The sequence below is a fragment of the Pseudogracilibacillus auburnensis genome, from assembly GCF_003201975.1.
GTDB classification, from domain to species: Bacteria; Bacillota; Bacilli; order Bacillales; family Amphibacillaceae; genus Pseudogracilibacillus; species Pseudogracilibacillus auburnensis.
Genome location: NZ_QJJQ01000010.1, coordinates 135,844 through 157,335, shown reverse-complemented (window position 1 = coordinate 157,335; position 21,492 = coordinate 135,844). Strand labels below are relative to the sequence as shown.

Below are 21,492 nucleotides of genomic sequence, written 5' to 3'. Positions count from 1 at the left end.
TTTACACGCTATGTAAGCATGTACTTGCTTTAAGGAGGTATAATATGAAAGTGATGAAAGGTTTTTTCAAACAAAAAGAAACATTATTAGGAATTGCGGTTGCTATTTTATTTCAGCTTATTTTTTTCATTGTCTGGTTGACCGCGTATGATGGTGTATTTGACCGGACAGATCAGTTGAAAATAGCGGTCGTTAATGAAGACATTCTATATGGAAAGCAAATTGAAAAACAACTAGAAGATGATTCAATAGTTGATGTGAAGCTTTATACTGAATTAAAAGATGCTGAGAAAGATTTGAATCAACGAAAAGTAAATATGATTATCCACCTCCCAAAAGGGATGACAGAGCAGCTGCAAAAGGGATATGAAACGGCTATTCATTACTATATTAATCAGTCTAGTCCTTCGTTAACGAAACAAATGATGGAAAAAGTTGCAACAGAAATGAATACAGAAATAAATGGGCAAGTTTATACGGTGATTGAGCAACAAATGGCAAAGGAGATTCCCAAGTCCATTGCGGCTCACGCAGACAACAAGGACATGGTTCAGCAAGTTGCAAGTCAAGTAGTCGAAGTAGTGCAGCAACATCAATTAGTAAATCCAATTCAAAAAGATATTATATTAACTAATGAACGTGAAGGTTTTGCTGCAACAATGATCCCGCTTTTAGTTGTATTAGCATCTTATATTGGTGCAATGCTTTTAAGTCAACATCTACAATTTGCGGAAAATAACGTAAGATCCCAACATCATACGTTTTCGTTATTTTTTACAAGACAATTTATTAATCTAATTGTCGCCCTAACACTTTCGTTATTTATTATTGGTCTGATGAGTCTTTTTGATATTCGTATTGATCGAGATTTTTTTGTTGTTTGGGGATTTCAGGCTACTTTGTTATATAGCTTTTTATCGCTATCCCAATTATTTGTCATGTTATTTGGTAATCCCGGGATGATTTTCAATATTGCCTTAGTAGCAACACAATTAGTAAGCTCAGGTGCGATTGTTCCTCGTGAATTATTATCTTCTTTTTTTCAGAGAATAGGCGACATATTACCAGCAACGTACGGAGTAAATGGCTATTTCAGCTTGATATATGGTGGAGGGAACTTACGATCAGATGTGCAAAATTTATTTATTATTATTGGAATAACATTTATCATCGCTATCGGTAGTGTTTTGATAAAAGGAAGGTTAACAAAAGCGAAATAAACGTAAAAAATTACTTACCTTTATTCATTTATTTTGGGCAAATTCATAAGATGAAATGGGAGGGTGAAGTGATGGAAACAGGAATGGCATTTCATTCAATATGTGATCAATTTGCTAACATATTACATGGAAAAGGTAAGACGGAAAATGGAGTATGTACGGTGTCTTTCCATCGATCATTTGATGCAAAAATAGAAGGGAAAAATGCATCTTCTATATTAGGGGTAGATGTTACTTTTCAATCTTTAGACCAAGAAGGAAATGCATTGAATTTAGTTGAAGTAGCAATTTTACAAGAGGAATTACCTGCATTTACTTTTGCTGCGACTCAACAAGGAATCGTTGTAGGGGCAATTCACAATCACTGGCTATTTACAAAGCCACAAATTATGTATATACATTTACAATCAATTGAGCCCCCACTACAATTTGCAGAGAAAATCGCCTATGCATTTACACAACTAAATAGTTTACCAGTCCCGAAAAAATAATAAAGATGACGGGAAAAAACTCCACTAATATCCAACCGACTTCTAAATAAAAGGTTATTTCTAATTATTTAGAACGGTTTGTTTGCGGAGTTTTTTTATTCGGTATGAGCATGGGTGCTCCTTGATCCCTCATTTTCGAAAATACCACATTAGAAGACCATTCCATAAATTCAAGAACAGCACATAAAGCTCCTTGCACCATAATCTTTTCGCATATTATATTTATGCGTCAAAGCATTCAGGTCCGTTTCATCAAACAAATACTTACGAATCCGACTTATCTACATTTGTTAGTACTGTTGATTTAGAAGTATTACTAGCAACATATGAGGTAATTGGCTATTTCAACTGAATTTTATAGTGGAGGGAATTTAGAGGATCAGATGTGCAAATCATTCATTATCATTGCACTATTTAGTATGTGGAAAATAGCTTTAGAAAAAGAGGGACGAATTAAGAAAAATTGGCTGGATTGAGTCCAGTCGAATACCGAACTCAATCCAGCCAATCAGCTTCATAATAAAAACTCTAACTTTTGGGGGTAACCACCGGATTGGTCTTTTTTTCTTAAACCGAGCAATAGCCCTAAATATCGATCTTTCATTAATGAGCAAACACTACTTCTCATCATCATCTTTTTTTTCATCTCTTTTTTTAACGTACTCAAAAAAATAATAAAAAAAGAAAATGAAAATCACAGTAACTAATGATTGAAAAAACGCGTCTTGCCATTGAAACGGGTTATCTCTCAAAAAGTTAATAAAAGCTATAGTTCCAAATATAAAAAATACACCAAGGATGAAAAGGATAATTTCCCTTAAAACGAAATGAAACTTACGCATATTTATTCAACTTCAATCTGATTAATAAAACCCCTACTTTATTTATATTTTAAATAGATTCAAAAAATATTTCAAAAATACACAATATTTTATTAGATTCGCAACAGTGGGAATATTACATGTCACTAAATGATAGGAGGGGTGAGTGCCACCCTCAAGATTTGCAAGCTTTTTCCCTCCATCATTTCTAAATGATTCAATTTATATGGACATAACATTTCACCGCACTTCCCTTTTCTGTTAAAATCAATTTTAAATAAAATGGAAAAGGAGCGATGAACATTATCTCATTTGAGCAAGTAAGTAAACGCTTTTCTGATGGTACAGAAGCATTGAAAGACGTTTCGGTAACAATACCTACAAATAAGTTAACAGCAATTATAGGCCCCTCTGGTTGTGGAAAAACAACATTAATGAAAATGGTAAACCGTTTAGAAACACCGACTAGTGGAGAAATATACATAGATGAACAACCTGTATCAAAAAAAGACCCCGTTGAACTTAGACGGTCGATTGGTTATGTTATTCAGCGGATTGGCCTTATTCCGCATATGACAATAGCAGAGAATGTAGCCCTTGTACCCGAACTATTAGGTTGGAAAAAAGCTGAAATAAAGGAGCGAGTAAATGAATTATTATATTTAGTGGATTTAGAACCAGAGACATTTAAAAAAAGATACCCTCTAGAACTTTCTGGTGGGCAACAACAGCGTGTTGGCGTAAGCCGTGCCCTTGCAAGTGATCCTAATATCATTTTAATGGACGAGCCGTTTTCAGCACTGGACCCGATTAGTCGTGAACAATTGCAATATGAGTTGAAAAAATTACAAAGGAAAATTCAAAAAACAATTGTGTTTGTCACACATGATATGGATGAGGCTTTGGATATAGCGGATGTTATTATCGTCATGCGAGATGGTCAAATTGAACAAATGGCAACACCGGCTGAATTATTAGCGAATCAAGTAAATGAATTTGTGCGGGAGTTTATAGGGATCGAACGGATAAATAGGAAAAGAGACTTTGGTGAAAAACAGTTAAAGGAATTTCAGGCTTTATTTGAAAAGAGTACGACAAGTTCGGTGCAACCTGCTACAAGTTCGATGACGATGCGACAAGCAATAAAAAAACTTGATCAAGATCCAGATGGTCGGCTCGAGGTAATGGAAGATGGAGCCGTTTTAGGTTATGTCGGCTATCACACACTTCTTCAAGCTGCAATTCAAGGGAGCGAACAAAAGTGAATACATTTTTTCAAACGGTTGTCGATCGATCAGATTTAATCTTAGAGGCGTTTTTCCAACATATTTTCCTTTCCTTTGTCGCTCTTGCTATTGGGGTGCTTATTGCATTACCGCTCGGAATGTACGTAGCGAGATATCGCAAATACGCTGAACCAATCATTGGTGTAACAGCAATTTTTCAAACGATTCCAAGTCTCGCCTTGTTTGGGTTTTTAGTACCGTTAATTGGGATCGGTTCAAAGACAGCGCTTGTCGCCTTAATTATTTATGCTTTGCTTCCAATTTTACGAAATACATATGCTGGTTTAACAGGAGTAGATCAATCGATTATTGAAGCGGGTCGTGGAATGGGGATGACTCCAAATCAAATATTAACAAAAATCGAGCTTCCGATGGCATTGCCATTTATTATGGCGGGAATACGAACAGCGACTGTTTTAACAGTCGGGATTGCGACACTTGCAACATTTGTCGGTGCAGGTGGACTTGGTGATGTCATTTATCGTGGGCTACAATCATACAATAATTCGCTTGTGTTAGCGGGAGCATTACCGGTAGCTCTCCTTGCGATTTTATTCGATATCGTTTTAAAAGGAATAGAGAAAAAGGTGACACCAAAAGGGTTAAAAATATAATGGAGGTTTTAATGATGAAACGTTTCTTCTTAAGTACCATTCTTATCGTCGTTTTACTAACTGCTTGTGGTGGAGGGAAACAAGAAATAATAATCAGTGGTAAACCTTGGACAGAACAATTTATTCTACCTTACATACTTGGATTAGTGATCGAGGAGCATACTGATTATCAAGTGACATATAAAGACGGATTAGGAGAAGTGGCAATTCTTACTCCAGCTATTGATAAAGGAGAAATCGATGTATATGTTGAGTATACTGGAACAGGACTGATGGATGTTCTTGAAGAGGAAACAGAACCAGGAGAAAGTTCGGAAAGTGTTTATGAGCGAGTGAAAGCGGGCTATGAGGAGGCATATGATGTCACCTGGCTTGAACCATTGGGGTTTGAAAATACGTATACACTTGCATACGCCAAAGAAAGCGGAATCGATGCTACTACGTACTCAGATTTAGCGGAATATTCGAAAGGGAAGGAGATGGTTTTCGGTGCACCGCATGCATTTTATGAACGAGTGGGAGAAGGGTATGATGATTTAGTAAAAGCTTACCCATTTGAGTTTTCTGATACAAAAAGTCTTGATCCTAATATTATGTATGATGCTGTGAAAAATGGGGAAGTGGATGTCATTCCTGGATTCACAACAGATAGTAGATTACAGCTGTTTGATTTAGTAACGACGGAAGATGACCTACAATTTTTCCCTAAATATGATGCAGTTCCAATTGTACGCCAAGAACTATTAGAAGAAATGCCAGAATTGGCAGATGCTATTAATAAACTGGCAGGTCAAATTAGTGAAGAAGATATGTTGCAAATGAATGCACGTGTTGATATTGATGATGAAAAACCGGAAGAGGTGGCACGTCAATTTTTAATTGAAAAAGGATTGATTCCAAACGAAGGCTGAAATTGTATCTAATGGTGAAGAACTGGATTTGCTATCTTTTTTTCAGTAGATTAAATTTAATTAATAGGGTTGTCCTTTAAATAAACATTTTTAGGACAACCCTATTATGTTTGCTGATGAGTTAATTCATCAATGCTAATTCCAAGGATAAATCCGAACATGACACATTGAAAAATCTTTATATTCGAGGATGTATAACACCTAGAGTGAAAACCAATAACAAATCCGTTGTTCGGATTGTTAACTGAAATATTGAATAATGAAATACGATAGATTGTGTCGACGATTTCTGTTTGACGATGAATAAATAAGGGAATGTATATTTCAAATTTAGGTTATTCCCTAATTGAAGATGACAGAATAATCTTTTAATCTAAGAATAATAGATTTATATTTTGCCTGTCAGATCTTTCTATCATTCACATAAGGAGTGAATAAGCTTCATGAAAAGAAAAGTAGGGTTACAATATTTCAAACCAGTTGAAAAGTATGCAGGGAACTGGTCAGCGCTGGAAGAGAAAAATAGAGATTGGGAAAACATGTATCGTCAACGTTGGTCACATGATAAAGTAGTTCGGACAACACATGGTGTAAACTGTACCGGATCATGTAGTTGGAAAGTGTTTGTGAAAAATGGTGTGATAACGTGGGAAAATCAACAAATTGATTATCCTTCTTGTGGACCAGATATGCCTGAATTTGAGCCAAGAGGATGCCCACGTGGAGCGTCATTTTCGTGGTATGAATATAGCCCGCTACGTGTGAAGTATCCTTATATGCGTGGAAAGCTATGGAACTTATGGAGGGAGGCTTTAGAAGAACATAAAGATCCTGTTAACGCATGGGCAAGTATTGTAGAAGATAAAGAGAAATCAGCTACATATAAACGCGCACGGGGAAAGGGTGGACACGTGCGCGTCGATTGGCGTGATGCGACAGCACTTATCTCAGCGCAACTCATTTATACGATTCAAAAATATGGACCAGATCGAATTGCAGGGTTTACCCCAATTCCAGCAATGTCGATGGTAAGTTATGCCTCAGGTGCAAGGTTTCTTTCTCTATTAGGAGGAGAAATGCTTAGTTTTTATGATTGGTATGCAGATTTACCGCCATCATCTCCCCAGATTTGGGGAGAACAAACAGATGTACCCGAATCAAGTGATTGGTTTAATGCGGGCTATATTATTATGTGGGGTTCAAACGTTCCACTAACAAGAACACCAGATGCTCATTTTTTAACGGAAGTGCGGTATAAAGGGACAAAAGTAGTATCTGTTGCACCAGATTATGCGGAAAGTGTCACACATGCAGATGATTGGATAGCTGCAAATCCAGGAACAGATGCAGCAGTAGCCCAGGCAATGACTCATGTTATTTTAGATGAATTTTACGTGCAGCGTCAGGAAGAAACGTTTATTCATTATGCGAAACAATATACGGATATGCCATTTTTAATTATGCTTGATGAGCATGAAGACTCCTACAAGGCAGGCCGTTTTTTACGTGCAAGTGATTTAGGTCTTGAAACTGGCCATGCCGAATGGAAGCCAGTCATTCTAGATGAAAATACGAATAATATTATCGTACCAAATGGAACGATGGGGCAGCGCTGGGAAGAGGGTGCGAAATGGAATCTAATGTTAGAAAATGACGATGGTACGAAAATCGATCCGGCAATGTCTGTCATTGATCAAAATAGTGAATGGATGGAAATTGTTTTTCCTTACTTTGACGAGGAAGGAAATGGGACATTTACACGTTCCATTCCAGTGAAAAGAATTTCATGTGCAGATGGCACGACAAAGCTTGTCGCAACGGTATATGATTTGATGTTAAGTCAATATGGTGTAAAACGGGATGGAGCAACATTTGTCGCATCAGGTTATGATGATGAAACATCGATTTATACACCTAAATGGCAAGAAAAAATTACGAATGTTAAATCTGAACTAGTGACACAAATTGCACGTGAATTTGCCCAAAACGCTCTTGATACTGGTGGACGTTCGATGATTATTATGGGGGCTGGAATTAACCATTGGTTTAATAGTGATACGATTTACAGGTCAATTTTGAACTTAGTCATATTAACAGCTTCTCAAGGAGTCAACGGTGGAGGATGGGCGCACTATGTCGGTCAAGAAAAATGTCGTCCTATTGAAGGATGGAATAATATTGCTTTTGCAAGGGATTGGCAAGCACCACCACGACTGCAAAATGCGACATCCTTTTTCTACTTTGCTACAGATCAATGGAAATATGAGGAGGCTGGAACAGATACGTTAAAATCACCAATTGGGGAAAAGTTGCGCTACAAACATCCGGCTGACTTTAATGTTCTTGCTGCACGGTTAGGTTGGCTACCATCCTATCCGCAATTTAATAAAAATAGTTTATTATTTGCTGAAGAAGCTGCCAAAGCAGGAAAGAAATCAGATGAAGAAATTATTGAACATACAGTTGAGCAATTAAAATCTGGAGAAACAAGTTTTGCTGTTGAAGACCCAGATGCACCAGAAAACTTCCCAAGAACGTTATTTGTATGGCGTTCAAATCTAGTGTCAAGTTCTGCTAAAGGTCAAGAATATTTCATGAAACATTTATTTGGTGCAACCGATAATTTATTTGCGAAACCAAATGAAGAAATGAAACCAGAAGAAATGAAATGGCGTGATGATGTCGAAGGGAAATTAGATCTGCTAATCGCATTAGACTTTCGCATGACGACGACACCGATTTATGCAGATATCGTTTTACCAGCGGCAACATGGTACGAAAAAGAAGATTTATCATCGACAGATATGCACCCATTCGTCCATCCATTTAACCGAGCAGTAGATCCATTATGGCAAGCAAGATCAGATTGGGATATTTACCGAACAATAGCAAAAGAATTTTCAGAAATGGCTAAAACACATTTACCTGGTAAATATAAAGATCTCGTTACCGCACCACTTGCCCATGATTCACCGCAAGAAATTGCCCAGCCTTACGGTAAGGTGAAGGATTGGAAAAAAGGTGAAATCGATGCGATCCCAGGGAAAACAATGCCTGGTATGCAAATTGTTGAGCGTGATTATACGCAAATTTATGATAAATATGTATCACTTGGTCCAAATATAGAAACTGGAAAAGTTGGTGCACACGGAGTTAATTTCTCTGTGAAAGAGCAGTACGATATGTTAAAAGGAATAAATGGGGTTCATTTTGATGAAACAATTAAAAATGGATTACCGAAATTGCATACAGCAAAACAAGTAGCAGAAGCAATGCTTACTTTATCATCGGCAACAAATGGAAGAGTATCACAAAAAGCATTTGAAGCAGCGGAAGAAGATACTGGAGTAGAACTGAAAGATATTTCAGCTGATCGAGCGGCAGAACGCTTTACTTTTCAAAGTATAACTGCACAGCCAAGAGAAGTAATTCCTACACCAGTATTCAGTGGCTCTAATAAATTAGGAAGACGATATTCGCCATTTACGACAAATATTGAAAGACTTGTACCATTTAGAACGTTAACAGGTAGACAACATTTTTATTTAGATCATGAATTATTTTTGGAATTTGGAGAATCACTTCCAATCTTTAAGCCAACACTTCCACCAATGGTTTTTGGGCCGCGGGATAAAGAGGTAAAAGGCGGAAAAGATGCGCTTGTTCTACGCTATTTAACACCTCATGGAAAATGGAATATTCATTCGACCTATCAAGACAATCACCATATGTTGACATTGTTTAGAGGTGGACCAACCGTTTGGATATCGGATGAAGATGCAAAAGCACATCAAATTGATGACAATGATTGGCTAGAAGTGTATAACAGAAATGGTGTCGTCACAGCGCGTGCAGTAGTTAGTCACCGTATGCCAAAAGGAACGATGTTTATGTATCATGCACAAGATAAGCATATCCATGTGCCTAGTTCTGAATTAACGGATACTCGCGGTGGAAGTCATAATGCGCCAACTCGTATTCATCTGAAACCTACACAAATGGTGGGAGGATATGCGCAACTTAGTTACGGATTTAATTACTATGGGCCAATTGGAAACCAACGTGATGAATATGTAGCAGTTCGCAAAAAGAAGGAGGTAAATTGGCTTGAAGATTAAAGCACAAATCGCAATGGTCATGAACTTGGATAAATGTATTGGTTGTCATACATGTAGTGTGACGTGTAAAACGACATGGACGAACCGTGAAGGTGCAGAATATATGTGGTTTAATAACGTAGAAACAAAACCTGGAATTGGTTATCCGAAACGTTGGGAAGACCAGGATATGTATAAAGGTGGCTGGCAATTACGGAATGGAAAGCTTGAATTAAAATCAGGATCAAAACTTTCCAAGATTGCTTTCGGGAAAATTTTCTACAATCCTGATATGCCAGAAATGAAAGATTACTATGAGCCATGGACATATGATTATGAAAACTTAACAATGTCAAAAGACAGTAAACATACACCTGTTGCTCGTGCAAAATCATCCATCACTGGCGAATATATCGATCCTGAATGGGGTCCAAATTGGGAAGATCAATTGGCAGGTGCTCATGTGACAGGGCCAACCGATCCAAACATTCAAAAAATAGAAGAAGAGATTAAATTTAACTTTGAACAAGCGTTCATGATGTATTTACCACGCCTTTGTGAACATTGTTTAAATCCAAGTTGTGTTGCGTCTTGTCCTTCGGGCGCAATGTATAAGCGAGATGAAGATGGAATCGTTCTCGTTGACCAAGAGGCATGTCGTGGGTGGCGTTATTGTATGACGGGCTGTCCATATAAGAAAGTATATTTTAACTGGAAAACGAATAAAGCAGAAAAATGCACCTTTTGTTTCCCAAGAATTGAATCTGGACTTCCAACAGTCTGCTCTGAAACATGTACAGGGAGAATTCGTTATCTAGGTGTTCTTTTATATGATGCTGATAAAGTACTTGATGCAGCATCAACACCAGACCCAAAAGATTTATATGAGGCACAATGTGACTTGTTTTTAGATCCAAATGATCCGAAAGTAATTGCCCAAGCAAGAAAAGATGGTATTGCGGAAGATTGGATTGAGGCAGCACAAAATTCGCCAGTATACCAACTAGCGATTGAACACAAGTTGGCTTTCCCTTTACATCCAGAATATAGAACATTACCAATGGTTTGGTATGTACCACCACTTAGTCCAATTATGAATTATTTCGAAGGAAAAGACTCTATTAAAAACCCAGATATGATTTTCCCTGCAATTGAGGAAATGAGAATTCCAATTCAATATTTAGCGAATATGCTAACGGCGGGTGACACAGAAACTGTCAAAGGATCACTCCAACGAATGGCGATGATGCGTTCTTATATGAGAGCAATCTCATCAGGTCGTGATTTTGATGAATCGAGACTTGCTCGAGTTGGATTAACGGCACATCAAACGAAGCAAATGTACCGACTCCTTGCAATCGCAAAATATGAAGATCGGTTCGTTATTCCAACTTCTCATAAAGAGGCACAGATGAATGTGTATCGTTCACAGGGATCAGCTGGATATGATGAAATGGGTAGTGGTATTTCAAGTCCAGAGCAAAATCAGTTTACTTATTCTGTAATGGGTGCCAATGGTGAGTGTGATGGTTGTGGTCCGATTTCACCGTCTCAGCAAGGAAAAACAGGTGAAGATATTTATAAAGAGAACTTTTATGGAGGGATCTGGCGTGATTGACCTCGATAAACTATATGAACAAAAGGATATTTTCGGCTTCTTTTCTGAGCATCTATCCTATCCGGAAGAATCACCATTTTATTTAGATGGGGTGGAGGACCATATTGCCCGATCCCATCCCTTTTTTTCCGACATTCAAAAATATTGGAATGAAATGCACGATATAAGTTTAGATGAATTGCAAATGATGTATACTGAAATTTTTGACTTCCAAAAAGATGCTACATTATTTATGACCTATGTGAAGTTTGAAGACGCCAAAGAACGTGGGCAAATGTTAGCACGATTAAAAGTGTTATATGAAATGTTCGGGCTCCATATGGAGAAAGGTGAACTAGCAGACTTATTACCACTTATGTGTGAATTTATTTATGCAGCAGAATGGAAGGGAGATCAACGGGCAGATCAAAGTTTTTCGCTTTTGCTAGCCGTTTTAGAAGATGGATCTTACCATTTAATGAATGCCTTAGAAAAGTATGAAAGCCCTTATGTCCACTTAATAAGAGGAATGAGAAAAGCATTTAAATCTTGCATCACCCAAGAGGAGGTACGTGCCAATGATTGATCAGTTTCTTTGGGTTATTTTTCCGTATCTTTGTATCGTTATTTTTATTGTCGGACATATTTTCAGATATCGTTATGATCAGTTTGGGTGGACAGCAAAATCTAGTGAATTCATCGAAAAAAAGCAATTAATGATTGGTAGTTTTTTATTTCATATCGGAATTATCCCTGTTTTTTTAGGGCATGTTTCAGGACTTGGTATACCAAAACAATGGACACGTGCTGTTGGAGTTAGTGACCATATGTACCATTTAGGAGCCGTTTGGATTGGTGGTTTTTTTGGACTCGTTACCCTTGCAGGTATGTTTATTTTAACGATGAGACGTTTTACTAAAAAAACAGTTCGGCATTTATCCTCAGCATCTGATTTAATTGTGAATAGTTTCCTTCTATTTATCGTATTTATTGGCGTATATGCTTCTCTTGTTACAAATAACGTAGTTCCAGAATTTGATTACAGAGATTCTCTTTCCGTCTGGTTTAGAACACTATTTACGCTTCAGCCAAATGCTCAGCTAATGTCGGGCGTACCGTTAGCATTTAAACTACATGTGCTAACAGGATTTCTTATTTTCGCCATCTGGCCATTTACAAGACTTGTCCATGTATGGAGTGTTCCGTTAAACTATGTAGGTAGAAGTTATATTTTATATAGAAGACATGAATCTTCCAAAAGAAAGCTTGGTTAGATTTAAATAGGGAGTTTATCGTATGAAGGATAGAGATATTCAGGAGAGAATTGAAAAGATAAAAGATAAGTGTCATTTTGACTTTATTAAAATTGCATTTCTCCAAAATGCTAGTAACACATATGAGATAAAGTCTGTGTATGGTTCAGGTAATAACTCTAAACGGTATTTACGAATTATTTTAAAGACGGGAAAAGGGGTAGCGGGTCAAGCGTTAAAAACTGGCAGACCGGTATTTATCGTCAATGTAGATGAAGAAATAAAGCGAAAGAATTTTCATCACTATCCAATTATTATGGCTGAAGGGCTAAAAAGCATTGGAGCGATCCCCCTTTATGAAGAAAGTCGTGTCATTGGAGTCGTCGTGGCAGGTTTTAGATCGTATAATAAGATGACAGATGAACTTATCGATCAATTCAATCATAGGGTAACGAAGGAATTTAGCTCTTTATTCAAGGAGATGGTAAAAAAGTGATACAAATTTCACAAGAAAAGTTACCATTTATTTTAAAAAACTTTTTTGAAAATGCGAATGAAAAAATTTTTATTCTAAACAAAATTGGAAAAGTAATTGCAATGAATCGTGCAGCAAAACACATATTAACAGATGAAATGTTTGCCCAAATGGTGGCAGGGAAATCAAACGCTATCTGTATGGCTTGTCGAGGATATACGACGATCGATGAATTAAGGACTTGTACATCTTGTTATGTAGCGAACTCAAATAAAGATTTAGCTTCCTTTCAAGTGTACTTAGAAACGGTTGGAAAAGGAGTTATCCCATATTCTGCAAGTATTCAAACTGTTGATGAAGAGAATGAAATTCGTGTGTTAATGTTACGTGATTTATCTGAACATATTAAAACACAAGAAACATTACACCAAAAACTGCTGATGAATCGTGTCATGAAAGCGCAGGAGGATGAAAGAAAGCGAATTTCTAGAGAGTTACATGATAGTGTGGCACAGGAAATGTTAAGTCTTTTAGTCGATATTCGTGTAGTAAAATATATGACGAAAAATGAAGAGGTGGTGAATAAAATCCGTGAAACGGAAGGAACTTTAATGCGACTATTGGAAGATATCCAACATTTATCTGTTGAATTAAGACCAGCAACACTTGACGATCTAGGTTTAGAATCTGCTTTTAGGGCACATTTTAAGTCAATCGATATAAATTATGGAATCGTTGTCCATTTTCAATCGAATATTGACACGAATAGGTATGAAGGGGAAATTGAAACAGCGGTTTACCGGATCTGTCAAGAAGCAGTGTTAAACGCGATAAAGTATGCTAATGTGGATGAGGTAACAGTGAAACTATTGGAAGAAAATAATCAATTATGTTTGCACATCATTGACGATGGATGTGGATTTGAGTTGGAGAATGCAAGCCCACAAGGCACTGGTTTAGGATTATATGGCATGAAAGAACGAGCTGAATTAATTAATGGTGTGCTTTCTATTCATTCGGCCATCGATAAAGGTACATATATTAGATTAGTTACCCCAATTGAAGAGGGAGGGGCTAGCATTGAAAATCATCATTGCTGATGATCATGCGGTTGTTCGTAGCGGATTTATGCATTTAATAAATTTCCAAGAAGATATGAAAGTAATTGCTACAGCGGCCGATGGAAGAGAAGCATATACGTTAGTGGCCAAATATAAACCAGATATTCTTTTATTAGATTTAAGCATGCCACCTGGGGAAAGCGGTCTTATTACAACAGGGAGAATAAAGGAAGATATCCCTGAAACGAAAATTATTATTTTAACGATGTATGCAGAAGAGGAATATTTATTTAATGTGTTAAAAAGTGGTGCATCTGGTTATGTGTTAAAGAAGGCTCCAGATGAAGAGCTGATTAAGGCAATTCGCACTGTATATGAGGGCGGCACATATATTGACCCGACGATGGCGACATCACTCGTAAGGGAATTTGTTCATCATAATATAGCAAGCGAAACAGACCCATTCCAAACTTTGTCAAAACGTGAATTAGAAGTTTTACCTCTTGCAGCAAAAGGGTACGGAAATAAAGAAATAGCGGAAATGTTATTTATTTCGGTTAAAACAGTTGAAGCCCATAAATCAAAAATAATGGAAAAGTTACATTTAAAAAACAGACCAGAACTTGTCGAATACGCTTTAAAAAAGAAATTATTGAATTTTTAAGCATAGTTTTCTAACGTTGAGGAGTAATGAAAATGAAAAAACATACAGAATTTACTTTCAATTTACCAGCATTACGTATAATGGAAAATGAACATCATTTATTACGATATTTAATGGCCGATTGGCATCCGATCGTTTTAAGTTTTGAACGGAATGCTTACACAATCGAACAAGGGTATCAAGCTATTCAATTATTGCGGACTAAAATGATGGAGTTTTTAGATCCTTTTCAAAACCATCTAAAAAAGGAAGAGGAATATCTTTTCCCACTTCTTTCACAATACGTTGGTAATGAGCAAGGACCAGTACTTGCAGTTGAAGAGGAACATAAGGAAATTGAAGCGTATATTGGGCATTTCCTGCATCATACAAACGGTGATGTAAAAGAATTATCTTTACAGCAAATGAAAGATATTGTCCGAGATGTAGGAGAAGCATTTGAAGTAATTACATTTCATTTTGTAAAGGAAGAATCCGTTATTTTTCCAATGGTGAAAGAAATCTTGTCACCAACGGAACAATATACATTATTTGAAAAATTATATTCCTCGATTATTTAATTATTTGTTCATGACATTCAAAGAAATGAGCTGATAAAAAATGATTAAAAAAGTTCAACTACCACTACAAACGTCAAATTTAGTCGTTGGCTTTATGGTTTGGGTACTCATTTCATCTTTACTACCATTTATGCGTGAAGATATTACGATTGCCCCGGAAAAAGTGGCGATTGTAACTGCAATTCCCGTTGTACTCGGTTCTGTACTAAGAATTCCACTTGGTTATTATGCAAACATCTATGGTGCAAGAATAATCTTCTTCTTAAGCTTTATTTTATTACTTTTCCCTGTATTCTATATTAGTTCAGCGTCTACGTTAACGGACCTTATTATAGGTGGAACATTTTTAGGCATAGGTGGAGCAGTATTTTCCGTCGGTGTTACATCCTTACCTAAATATTACCCAAAAGAAAAGCATGGTCTAGTCAATGGTATATATGGGATGGGGAATATTGGAACAGCAATATCTACATTTGCGGCACCCGTTGTCGCCTCACAATTTGGCTGGTCGTTAACGGTTAAATTATATTTAATCTTACTCTTAGCATTTGCAGCACTTAATTTCTTTTTTGGAGATAGAAAAGAGAAAAAAGTGAAGTCACCAATTATGATGCAGATTAAAAGTGTCTATAAAAACGAAAAATTATGGCTATTTTCATTATTTTATTTCATCACTTTCGGTTCTTTCGTTGCTTTCACTATATTTTTGCCAAGTTTTCTAGTTGACTTTTTTACTTTAGATAAAGTAGACGCAGGGATGAGGACAGCTGGCTTCATCGTTGTTGCGACATTCATTAGGCCTGTTGGTGGTTGGCTAGCCGATAAATTTCAGCCATTGTTTCTTTTAATGGGGGTCTTTGCCGGACTAACGGTTGCAGCTATCATTCTAGCATTCTCTCCGGCGATTGGGTTATATACAGTCGGTAGTATGCTCATTGCCTTATCAGCTGGAATCGGTAATGGCGTTATTTTTAAATTAGTTCCTTTCTATTTTGATAAACAAGCGGGAATTGCCAATGGGATCGTTTCAATGATGGGAGGCCTTGGTGGTTTTTTCCCTCCACTTTTATTGTCGACCATTTTTACGATTACCGGGTCTTATTCAATCGGTTTTATGGCATTTTCTCAAGTAGCGCTTGTTAGCCTTGTGCTTGTTTTATGGTTATATTATATGGATCGCCTAACAATGTCAAAGGAGGTATTCGATTCAACTGGTCAAGGTATCATCGTAACAAATGCAGATGGGACTATTTTATCAGTAAATCCTGCCTTTACAATTTTAACAGGGTACGAAGAGGAAGAAGTTATCGGGAAAAACCCTAATGTATTAAGCGCGGGAAGACAAGATAAATCCTTTTATGAAAAGATGTGGGGGAAAATTAGTACAGAAGGATTATGGCAAGGAGAAATTTGGAATAAAAGAAAAAATGGCGAGGAATATTTACAACTTTTATCGATTAGTGCGATAAAGGACCAGTCAGATGAAGTAACTAGATATGTTGGTACATTTAGTGATATAACAAATCTGTAAAATGCTTTAAGAATATTTATCTTTACCCGCCAGAAGACTCCCCCTTCAAGTAGTGTAAAGGACATAACCCAATGAGTAAGTGGGGGTAGTTCAAAAAAGGCTTCCAGTTATTGCTGGCGGCCTTTATCCATGTTGGAAAATATAGTATAGTCTTGTTTAAGAAGGAAATTAGCGTATAAAAGGGGATAATTCATATGATTAGAAAACCTATACCAGTAAAAGAAGCAGTCCAGCATGTCATAAATAGCTGTACGGAAGTAAATAGCGAAATGGTTAAAATCGACAACGCTTACGGAAGAATACTGAAAGAGCCAATTGTGGCAAAACATGATGTTCCACCTTTTAATCGATCGGCATTTGATGGATATGCAATTCGAGCAGAGGATTCAGAAGGAGCATCTGAAAACTCCTCGATTTCCTTTCAAGTAATCGGTGAAATAGGCGCTGGGCACGTAGGAGAGCGCGCACTTGAGGAGAAGGAAGCATATCGAATTATGACAGGGGCAATTTTACCTCCACATGCAGATGCTATTGTCATGTTGGAAGAAACAGAGAAAACTGAAAATGGCTTTACTCTTAGTAGATCATTTGCAGTCGACGAAAATATTTCATTTCAGGGAGAAGATGCGAAAGAGGGAGAAATACTAATTGAATCTGGTTCTCTTATTCATCCAGGTACAGTAGCTCTTCTCGCAACATTTGGTTATGCAAAAGTAAAAGTGGCAAAACTTCCTGTCGTTAGTATCATTTCAACTGGAACAGAATTACTTGATGTGGAAGATGAACTTGAACCAGGGAAAATCCGTAATTCAAATGGTCCAATGTTAAAGGCGCAGTTAGATCGCATGAGAATTCCGTACCATTCGTTCGGGATGATGGAAGATGATCTCGATGCATGTACAGAACTGGTAGAAAAGGCATTATCCCAGTCCGACATCGTGATAACGACTGGTGGTGTTTCGGTCGGTGATTACGATTACTTACCGGAAATTTATAAACGAATAGGTGCTAAAGTCCTTTTTGACAAAGTGATGATGCGACCAGGTAGTGTGACAACTGTAGCAGTATTAGGCGATAAATTATTATTTGGATTATCCGGAAATCCATCCGCATGTTTTACTGGTTTTGAATTATTTACTCGCCCGGCACTTTTGACGATGATGGGATGTACAAGCCCTTATGTTCCACGAATGAAAGCAACGTTAGGAGAAGACTTTACAAAGGCAAATCCATTTACACGTTTCGTGCGAGCGATTTGGGAAATGCGTTCAGACGGTCTATTCGTCGTTCCAGCTGGATTTAATAAGTCAAATGCAGTCTCTTCCATTGGCCGTGGAAATTGTATCATCGTTTTACCGAGTGGGTCGGAAAGGTACAAGGTAGGAGAGGAAGTAGATGTGTTACTTCTAGGGCAGGAGTTAGGAGTGGCGACTTGGGACCTATAAAAACGCTTCATGTTGTCGGTTTTAAAAATAGTGGAAAAACAACATTACTTAATCGCTGGATCCGTTTATTGAAAGAAAAGGGGCATCATGTTTCGGTTATCAAGCATCATGGTCATGGTGCAAAGCTTGATATGCCGGATGAAACAAAAGACTCCATGCAATACCTTTATTCCGGCGCAGATGTTTCCCTTGTCTCCGGCGGTGGATTTACTCAACATATAGCTAACCGAGAAGCTAGTTTTAAAGAATTAAAGCAGTTAGCTAGTTGGAATCATTCTGATATTATGCTGGTTGAAGGGTATAAAGCGGAACAAGGTGAAAAAGTTGTGCTGATTAATCGAGAGGAAGATTGGCAAGAACTAAAATCAGTAGAGGGAATTGTTTTAGTAGTCGGGTTAGAGTCCCCATGTACTTATCCACAAATTGATTCAAGAGAAGAAGTAGCCCAATTAGATGAATGGTTATTGAAATGGATTAAGAGTGCTATTTAACGCTATTTAAAAGTATAGCTTGACTTCATCTCGCTTTACATCATATAATACCAATAAGAATAATGGGAATTATGGAAAAGGGGAATGCAAATGTCAAGCACTACAAATACACTGATTAAAATGGCTGCAAAAGGAAAATGGGATGGCGGCATTAAATCTAGTAATACGATTCGCCATTTTGAATCGTTTAAAATGGATGAGCCTGTAAAGTTAGGGGGACAGGATACTGGTGGTACACCACTAGAATATATCGCAGCAGCATTAAATGGTTGTAAAGCTGTTATGATACCACTAATAGCAAAAGAGCAAAACTTCACATTTTCTTCTATTGATTTTGAAACGGATGGATATGTCGATATTAGAGGATTATTAGGAGAAGAAGGAGTTAAAACTTACTTTCAAAAGATTCTCTTTTCAGTGGAGATTGAAACAGATGAATCAGATGAGGCATTAGAACGTTTGAAAGCCGAAGTAGAGAGAAGATGTCCTGTTTATAATTTATTCGTGGATGCAGGTATTTCCGTTGAGGTAGATTGGAAAAAGAAATAAGTGTAAGCTTGTAAAATCGAACGTTGATTTTTACAAGCTTTTCAATTTTTCTACCCTTCTTCTAGTAACCTTTCATCATTTAATCTATGTATATTCTTCTCCTTTATCTTGCACTAAGCAAAGAAGACAATTTTGTATAAAACTGAATAAAACTTCCTATGAAAACTTTGGTATAATAGGATATAACACAGCTTGCGTAGAGGGAAATGACAAAAATCTTCATAGAATGAAGTGGGATAGTTTCTTGCCGTTATCGGATTACTGGCACTTAATCGCGAAGCACACAAACCGCGAAGCTGCGCCACATAACCGCGAAGTTGCGCCACATAACTGTGAAGATTCGCCATATAACCGCGAAGATTCGCCATATAACTGTGAAGAACCGTCATACAATCAGGGAAGAAGATGCAGCATTTCGAAAACGTCCATGTTTATCTCGTCATTTATAAAAGCGGAGTGTATTTCCGTAGCGTTCGGCTTAAGTGTTATGTCGCGGTTTAGTTCTTATATGAACAAACAACAAATCGAACAAATCTTTTTGGTAGGAGAAGTATTCGCGGTTCCAATCTATTGGAAAACGGTTTATTACTAAGATTGTCAAGGATATTTAGAAGCATCCAAATCTTAACTAAGCGAACTGTTTGAACTTATTTTATTGGTGCGAAAGTTGAGTAAATATATGTTCAAAAAATATTTCCATTTAGGGAGTTTTCTATGAAGCAAACTAAAAACGTTGCCGGAATTTTGTTGGCTGGTGGCTTATCAAGAAGATATGGTTCACCAAAAGCATTTGCCAAGGTAAATGGAAAACACTTTTATGAAATGACGTATCGTGTGTTGAATTCGTTTTGTGATGAAGTGATTATCGTAACAAGAGCAGAATTTGTCGAGTCTTTTCCTAAAAATTATCACGTTATACTAGATAGAGAACCTTATGTAGGTTGTGGTCCATTAGCTGGTATTTATTCAGGAATGGAAGCGGTTATTGCGAAAAAGTACGCTGTTCTACCTTGCGATATGCCACTAATTACGGAGCATGTGATGAAACAATTATGTCATTTACATGATAGGGATATAACAGTCGTCACGACAGATGGCTACTTGCAACCGCTTGTATCGATTTGGAGTAGGCATATGAAAGGTCAAATCAAATCTGCATTAGCAAAAGGTCGGTTTAAAATGACAGACGTTTTAGATCGTTTTGAAACAGTCGAAATAGATGGGAAAATGTTAACGCATTCCCCCCATGTATTTATGAATGTAAATACAGTAGAAAATGATAAGGAGATGAGGAAGTGGATAAAGTCGTAGATAAGTTCGGTAGACCGGTTCGTGATTTACGCATCTCTGTAACAGACCGTTGTAATTTCCGTTGTACGTATTGCATGCCGAAAGAGATTTTTGGAAATGATTATGTCTTTTTACCAAGAGAAGAACTACTTACCTTTGAAGAGATTACTCGCTCTGCTTATCTGTTTGCTTTATTAGGTGTGGAAAAGTTGCGTTTAACGGGTGGAGAGCCACTTTTACGGCGAGGACTACCGAATTTAATCAAACAATTGTCAAAGATTAATGGGATAAAAGATATCGGTTTAACGACAAACGCTGTACTCTTGGGCCAATATGCGGAAGAGTTATACGATGCAGGCCTACGGCGATTAAATATTAGTTTGGATGCATTAGATCCATTTGTGTTTGGGGAAATGAACGGACGCGGAACAAACCCGCAAATTGTCTTAAAAAATATTGAACTAGCAAAAGAGATGGGATTTCAAATAAAAGTAAATATGGTCGTGCAAAAAGGCGTAAATGAGCATGAAATAGTACCAATGGCGATGCATTTTAAAGAACGAGGAATGACGCTTCGTTTTATTGAATTTATGGATGTCGGTAATGATAACGCTTGGAGCTTTAAAAAAGTAGTAACAAAAAAAGAGATCTTTACCCTCCTGCAAAGTGAATTCGAATTGGAACCTGTGGATGCTGATTATTTCGGGGAAGTGGCCCAACGTTATCGGTATAAAGATAATGGGGTTGAAGTTGGTTTTATTACTTCGGTTTCGGAATCGTTTTGTTCCTCCTGTACACGGGCAAGATTGTCTTCTGATGGGAAGTTGTATACTTGTCTATTTGCATCAGATGGATTTGACCTCCGCGAACTTATTCGCTCAGGAAAGTCAGATGAACAATTACTCAAGGCAATCACAGATGTTTGGAAAACGCGCACGGATCGTTATTCCGATGAACGGACAGAAGAAACAGCAAAAAAGCGAAAAAAAATAAATATGAGCTATATTGGTGGTTAGCCCTGAGAGAAAGTGAAAGTTTCTAATTATTTACAAAATAAGAAAATTGTTAAAAAGTATATTGACAATACAACTAAACTTGTTTATATTTTAGGTAAGTTGATAATAAGAATCATGTGC

General features: G+C 37.2%; 19 protein-coding genes. All 19 read left to right on the top strand.

Features of this window, described 5'->3' with window-relative positions:
* The first annotated feature begins 44 nt into the window (after positions 1–44).
* The 19 genes from DFR56_RS14200 to moaA all read left to right on the top strand — a co-directional run bounded on the left by DFR56_RS14200 (position 45) and on the right by moaA (position 21,372).
* Positions 45–1,220 (top strand): YhgE/Pip domain-containing protein, encoded by a 1,176-nt coding sequence (locus DFR56_RS14200; protein ID WP_110396104.1) that lies wholly within the window; start codon positions 45–47, stop codon positions 1,218–1,220.
* Between the two features lie 71 nt (positions 1,221–1,291).
* Complete coding sequence (locus DFR56_RS14195; RefSeq protein WP_244916538.1) at positions 1,292–1,711, top strand: DUF1259 domain-containing protein; 420 nt, start codon at positions 1,292–1,294, stop codon at positions 1,709–1,711.
* 1,123 nt (positions 1,712–2,834) lie between these two features.
* Positions 2,835–3,797 carry an ABC transporter ATP-binding protein gene (locus DFR56_RS14185; protein WP_110396155.1) on the top strand — a complete coding sequence of 321 codons (963 nt, stop codon included), beginning with the start codon at positions 2,835–2,837 and terminating at the stop codon, positions 3,795–3,797.
* Positions 3,794–4,432 carry an ABC transporter permease gene (locus tag DFR56_RS14180; RefSeq protein ID WP_110396102.1) on the top strand — a complete coding sequence of 213 codons (639 nt, stop codon included), beginning with the start codon at positions 3,794–3,796 and terminating at the stop codon, positions 4,430–4,432. Before DFR56_RS14185 ends, DFR56_RS14180 begins: the two co-directional genes overlap by 4 nt.
* An 11-nt stretch (positions 4,433–4,443) precedes the next feature.
* Positions 4,444–5,343 carry a glycine betaine ABC transporter substrate-binding protein gene (locus DFR56_RS14175; RefSeq protein WP_110396101.1) on the top strand — a complete coding sequence of 300 codons (900 nt, stop codon included), beginning with the start codon at positions 4,444–4,446 and terminating at the stop codon, positions 5,341–5,343.
* 443 nt (positions 5,344–5,786) lie between these two features.
* Positions 5,787–9,461, top strand: a complete 3,675-nt coding sequence (locus DFR56_RS14170; RefSeq protein ID WP_110396100.1) for a nitrate reductase subunit alpha — start codon at positions 5,787–5,789, stop codon at positions 9,459–9,461.
* On the top strand, positions 9,451–11,058 hold the full coding sequence (gene narH, locus DFR56_RS14165) for a nitrate reductase subunit beta (protein ID WP_110396099.1): 1,608 nt from the start codon (positions 9,451–9,453) through the stop codon (positions 11,056–11,058). Before DFR56_RS14170 ends, narH begins: the two co-directional genes overlap by 11 nt.
* Complete coding sequence (locus DFR56_RS14160) at positions 11,051–11,623, top strand: nitrate reductase molybdenum cofactor assembly chaperone (protein ID WP_110396098.1); 573 nt, start codon at positions 11,051–11,053, stop codon at positions 11,621–11,623. The genes narH and DFR56_RS14160 overlap by 8 nt, the downstream gene beginning before the upstream one ends.
* On the top strand, positions 11,616–12,311 hold the full coding sequence (narI, locus tag DFR56_RS14155; RefSeq protein WP_110396097.1) for a respiratory nitrate reductase subunit gamma: 696 nt from the start codon (positions 11,616–11,618) through the stop codon (positions 12,309–12,311). The genes DFR56_RS14160 and narI overlap by 8 nt, the downstream gene beginning before the upstream one ends.
* Positions 12,312–12,333: 22 nt before the next feature.
* A complete protein-coding gene (locus tag DFR56_RS14150; protein WP_110396096.1) occupies positions 12,334–12,786 on the top strand; it encodes a GAF domain-containing protein in 453 nt (150 codons plus the stop codon).
* Entirely contained in the window at positions 12,783–13,865 is a 1,083-nt protein-coding gene (locus tag DFR56_RS14145) for a sensor histidine kinase (protein ID WP_110396095.1), read from the top strand. The genes DFR56_RS14150 and DFR56_RS14145 overlap by 4 nt, the downstream gene beginning before the upstream one ends.
* A gap of 28 nt (positions 13,866–13,893) precedes the next feature.
* Positions 13,894–14,490, top strand: coding sequence for a LuxR C-terminal-related transcriptional regulator (locus DFR56_RS14140; RefSeq protein WP_278250666.1), 597 nt, complete (start codon positions 13,894–13,896; stop codon positions 14,488–14,490).
* Between the two features lie 32 nt (positions 14,491–14,522).
* Complete coding sequence (locus DFR56_RS14135; RefSeq protein ID WP_110396093.1) at positions 14,523–15,050, top strand: hemerythrin domain-containing protein; 528 nt, start codon at positions 14,523–14,525, stop codon at positions 15,048–15,050.
* Positions 15,051–15,090: 40 nt separating this feature from the next.
* The gene (locus DFR56_RS14130) at positions 15,091–16,581 is read left to right on the top strand and encodes a nitrate/nitrite transporter (RefSeq protein ID WP_110396092.1); all 1,491 of its coding nucleotides are present in this window, start codon (positions 15,091–15,093) and stop codon (positions 16,579–16,581) included.
* A gap of 194 nt (positions 16,582–16,775) precedes the next feature.
* Positions 16,776–18,026 (top strand): molybdopterin molybdotransferase MoeA, encoded by a 1,251-nt coding sequence (locus tag DFR56_RS14125; protein ID WP_110396091.1) that lies wholly within the window; start codon positions 16,776–16,778, stop codon positions 18,024–18,026.
* Positions 18,014–18,517: a molybdopterin-guanine dinucleotide biosynthesis protein B gene (gene mobB / locus DFR56_RS14120; RefSeq protein WP_158525653.1), complete on the top strand. Its 504-nt coding sequence runs from the start codon at positions 18,014–18,016 to the stop codon at positions 18,515–18,517. Before DFR56_RS14125 ends, mobB begins: the two co-directional genes overlap by 13 nt.
* Before the next feature lie 90 nt (positions 18,518–18,607).
* Positions 18,608–19,066 (top strand): OsmC family protein, encoded by a 459-nt coding sequence (locus DFR56_RS14115; RefSeq protein ID WP_110396089.1) that lies wholly within the window; start codon positions 18,608–18,610, stop codon positions 19,064–19,066.
* 714 nt (positions 19,067–19,780) lie between these two features.
* Positions 19,781–20,377, top strand: coding sequence for a molybdenum cofactor guanylyltransferase (gene mobA, locus DFR56_RS14110; RefSeq protein ID WP_110396088.1), 597 nt, complete (start codon positions 19,781–19,783; stop codon positions 20,375–20,377).
* Positions 20,362–21,372, top strand: a complete 1,011-nt coding sequence (moaA, locus tag DFR56_RS14105) for a GTP 3',8-cyclase MoaA (RefSeq protein WP_110396087.1) — start codon at positions 20,362–20,364, stop codon at positions 21,370–21,372. The genes mobA and moaA overlap by 16 nt, the downstream gene beginning before the upstream one ends.
* Positions 21,373–21,492 lie beyond the last annotated feature (120 nt).

What these genes read in the sequence shown, in the direction of transcription:
- DFR56_RS14200 (WP_110396104.1), top strand. Translation starts at nt 45, where the DNA reads ATGAAAGTGATGAAAGGTTTTTTCAAACAAAAAGAAACATTATTAGGA.
- DFR56_RS14195 (WP_244916538.1), top strand. Translation starts at nt 1,292, where the DNA reads ATGGAAACAGGAATGGCATTTCATTCAATATGTGATCAATTTGCTAAC.
- DFR56_RS14175 (WP_110396101.1), top strand. Translation starts at nt 4,444, where the DNA reads ATGATGAAACGTTTCTTCTTAAGTACCATTCTTATCGTCGTTTTACTA.
- DFR56_RS14170 (WP_110396100.1), top strand. Translation starts at nt 5,787, where the DNA reads ATGAAAAGAAAAGTAGGGTTACAATATTTCAAACCAGTTGAAAAGTAT.
- narI (WP_110396097.1), top strand. Translation starts at nt 11,616, where the DNA reads ATGATTGATCAGTTTCTTTGGGTTATTTTTCCGTATCTTTGTATCGTT.
- DFR56_RS14150 (WP_110396096.1), top strand. Translation starts at nt 12,334, where the DNA reads ATGAAGGATAGAGATATTCAGGAGAGAATTGAAAAGATAAAAGATAAG.
- DFR56_RS14140 (WP_278250666.1), top strand. Translation starts at nt 13,894, where the DNA reads ATGCATTTAATAAATTTCCAAGAAGATATGAAAGTAATTGCTACAGCG.
- DFR56_RS14135 (WP_110396093.1), top strand. Translation starts at nt 14,523, where the DNA reads ATGAAAAAACATACAGAATTTACTTTCAATTTACCAGCATTACGTATA.
- DFR56_RS14130 (WP_110396092.1), top strand. Translation starts at nt 15,091, where the DNA reads ATGATTAAAAAAGTTCAACTACCACTACAAACGTCAAATTTAGTCGTT.
- DFR56_RS14125 (WP_110396091.1), top strand. Translation starts at nt 16,776, where the DNA reads ATGATTAGAAAACCTATACCAGTAAAAGAAGCAGTCCAGCATGTCATA.
- DFR56_RS14115 (WP_110396089.1), top strand. Translation starts at nt 18,608, where the DNA reads ATGTCAAGCACTACAAATACACTGATTAAAATGGCTGCAAAAGGAAAA.
- mobA (WP_110396088.1), top strand. Translation starts at nt 19,781, where the DNA reads ATGAAGCAAACTAAAAACGTTGCCGGAATTTTGTTGGCTGGTGGCTTA.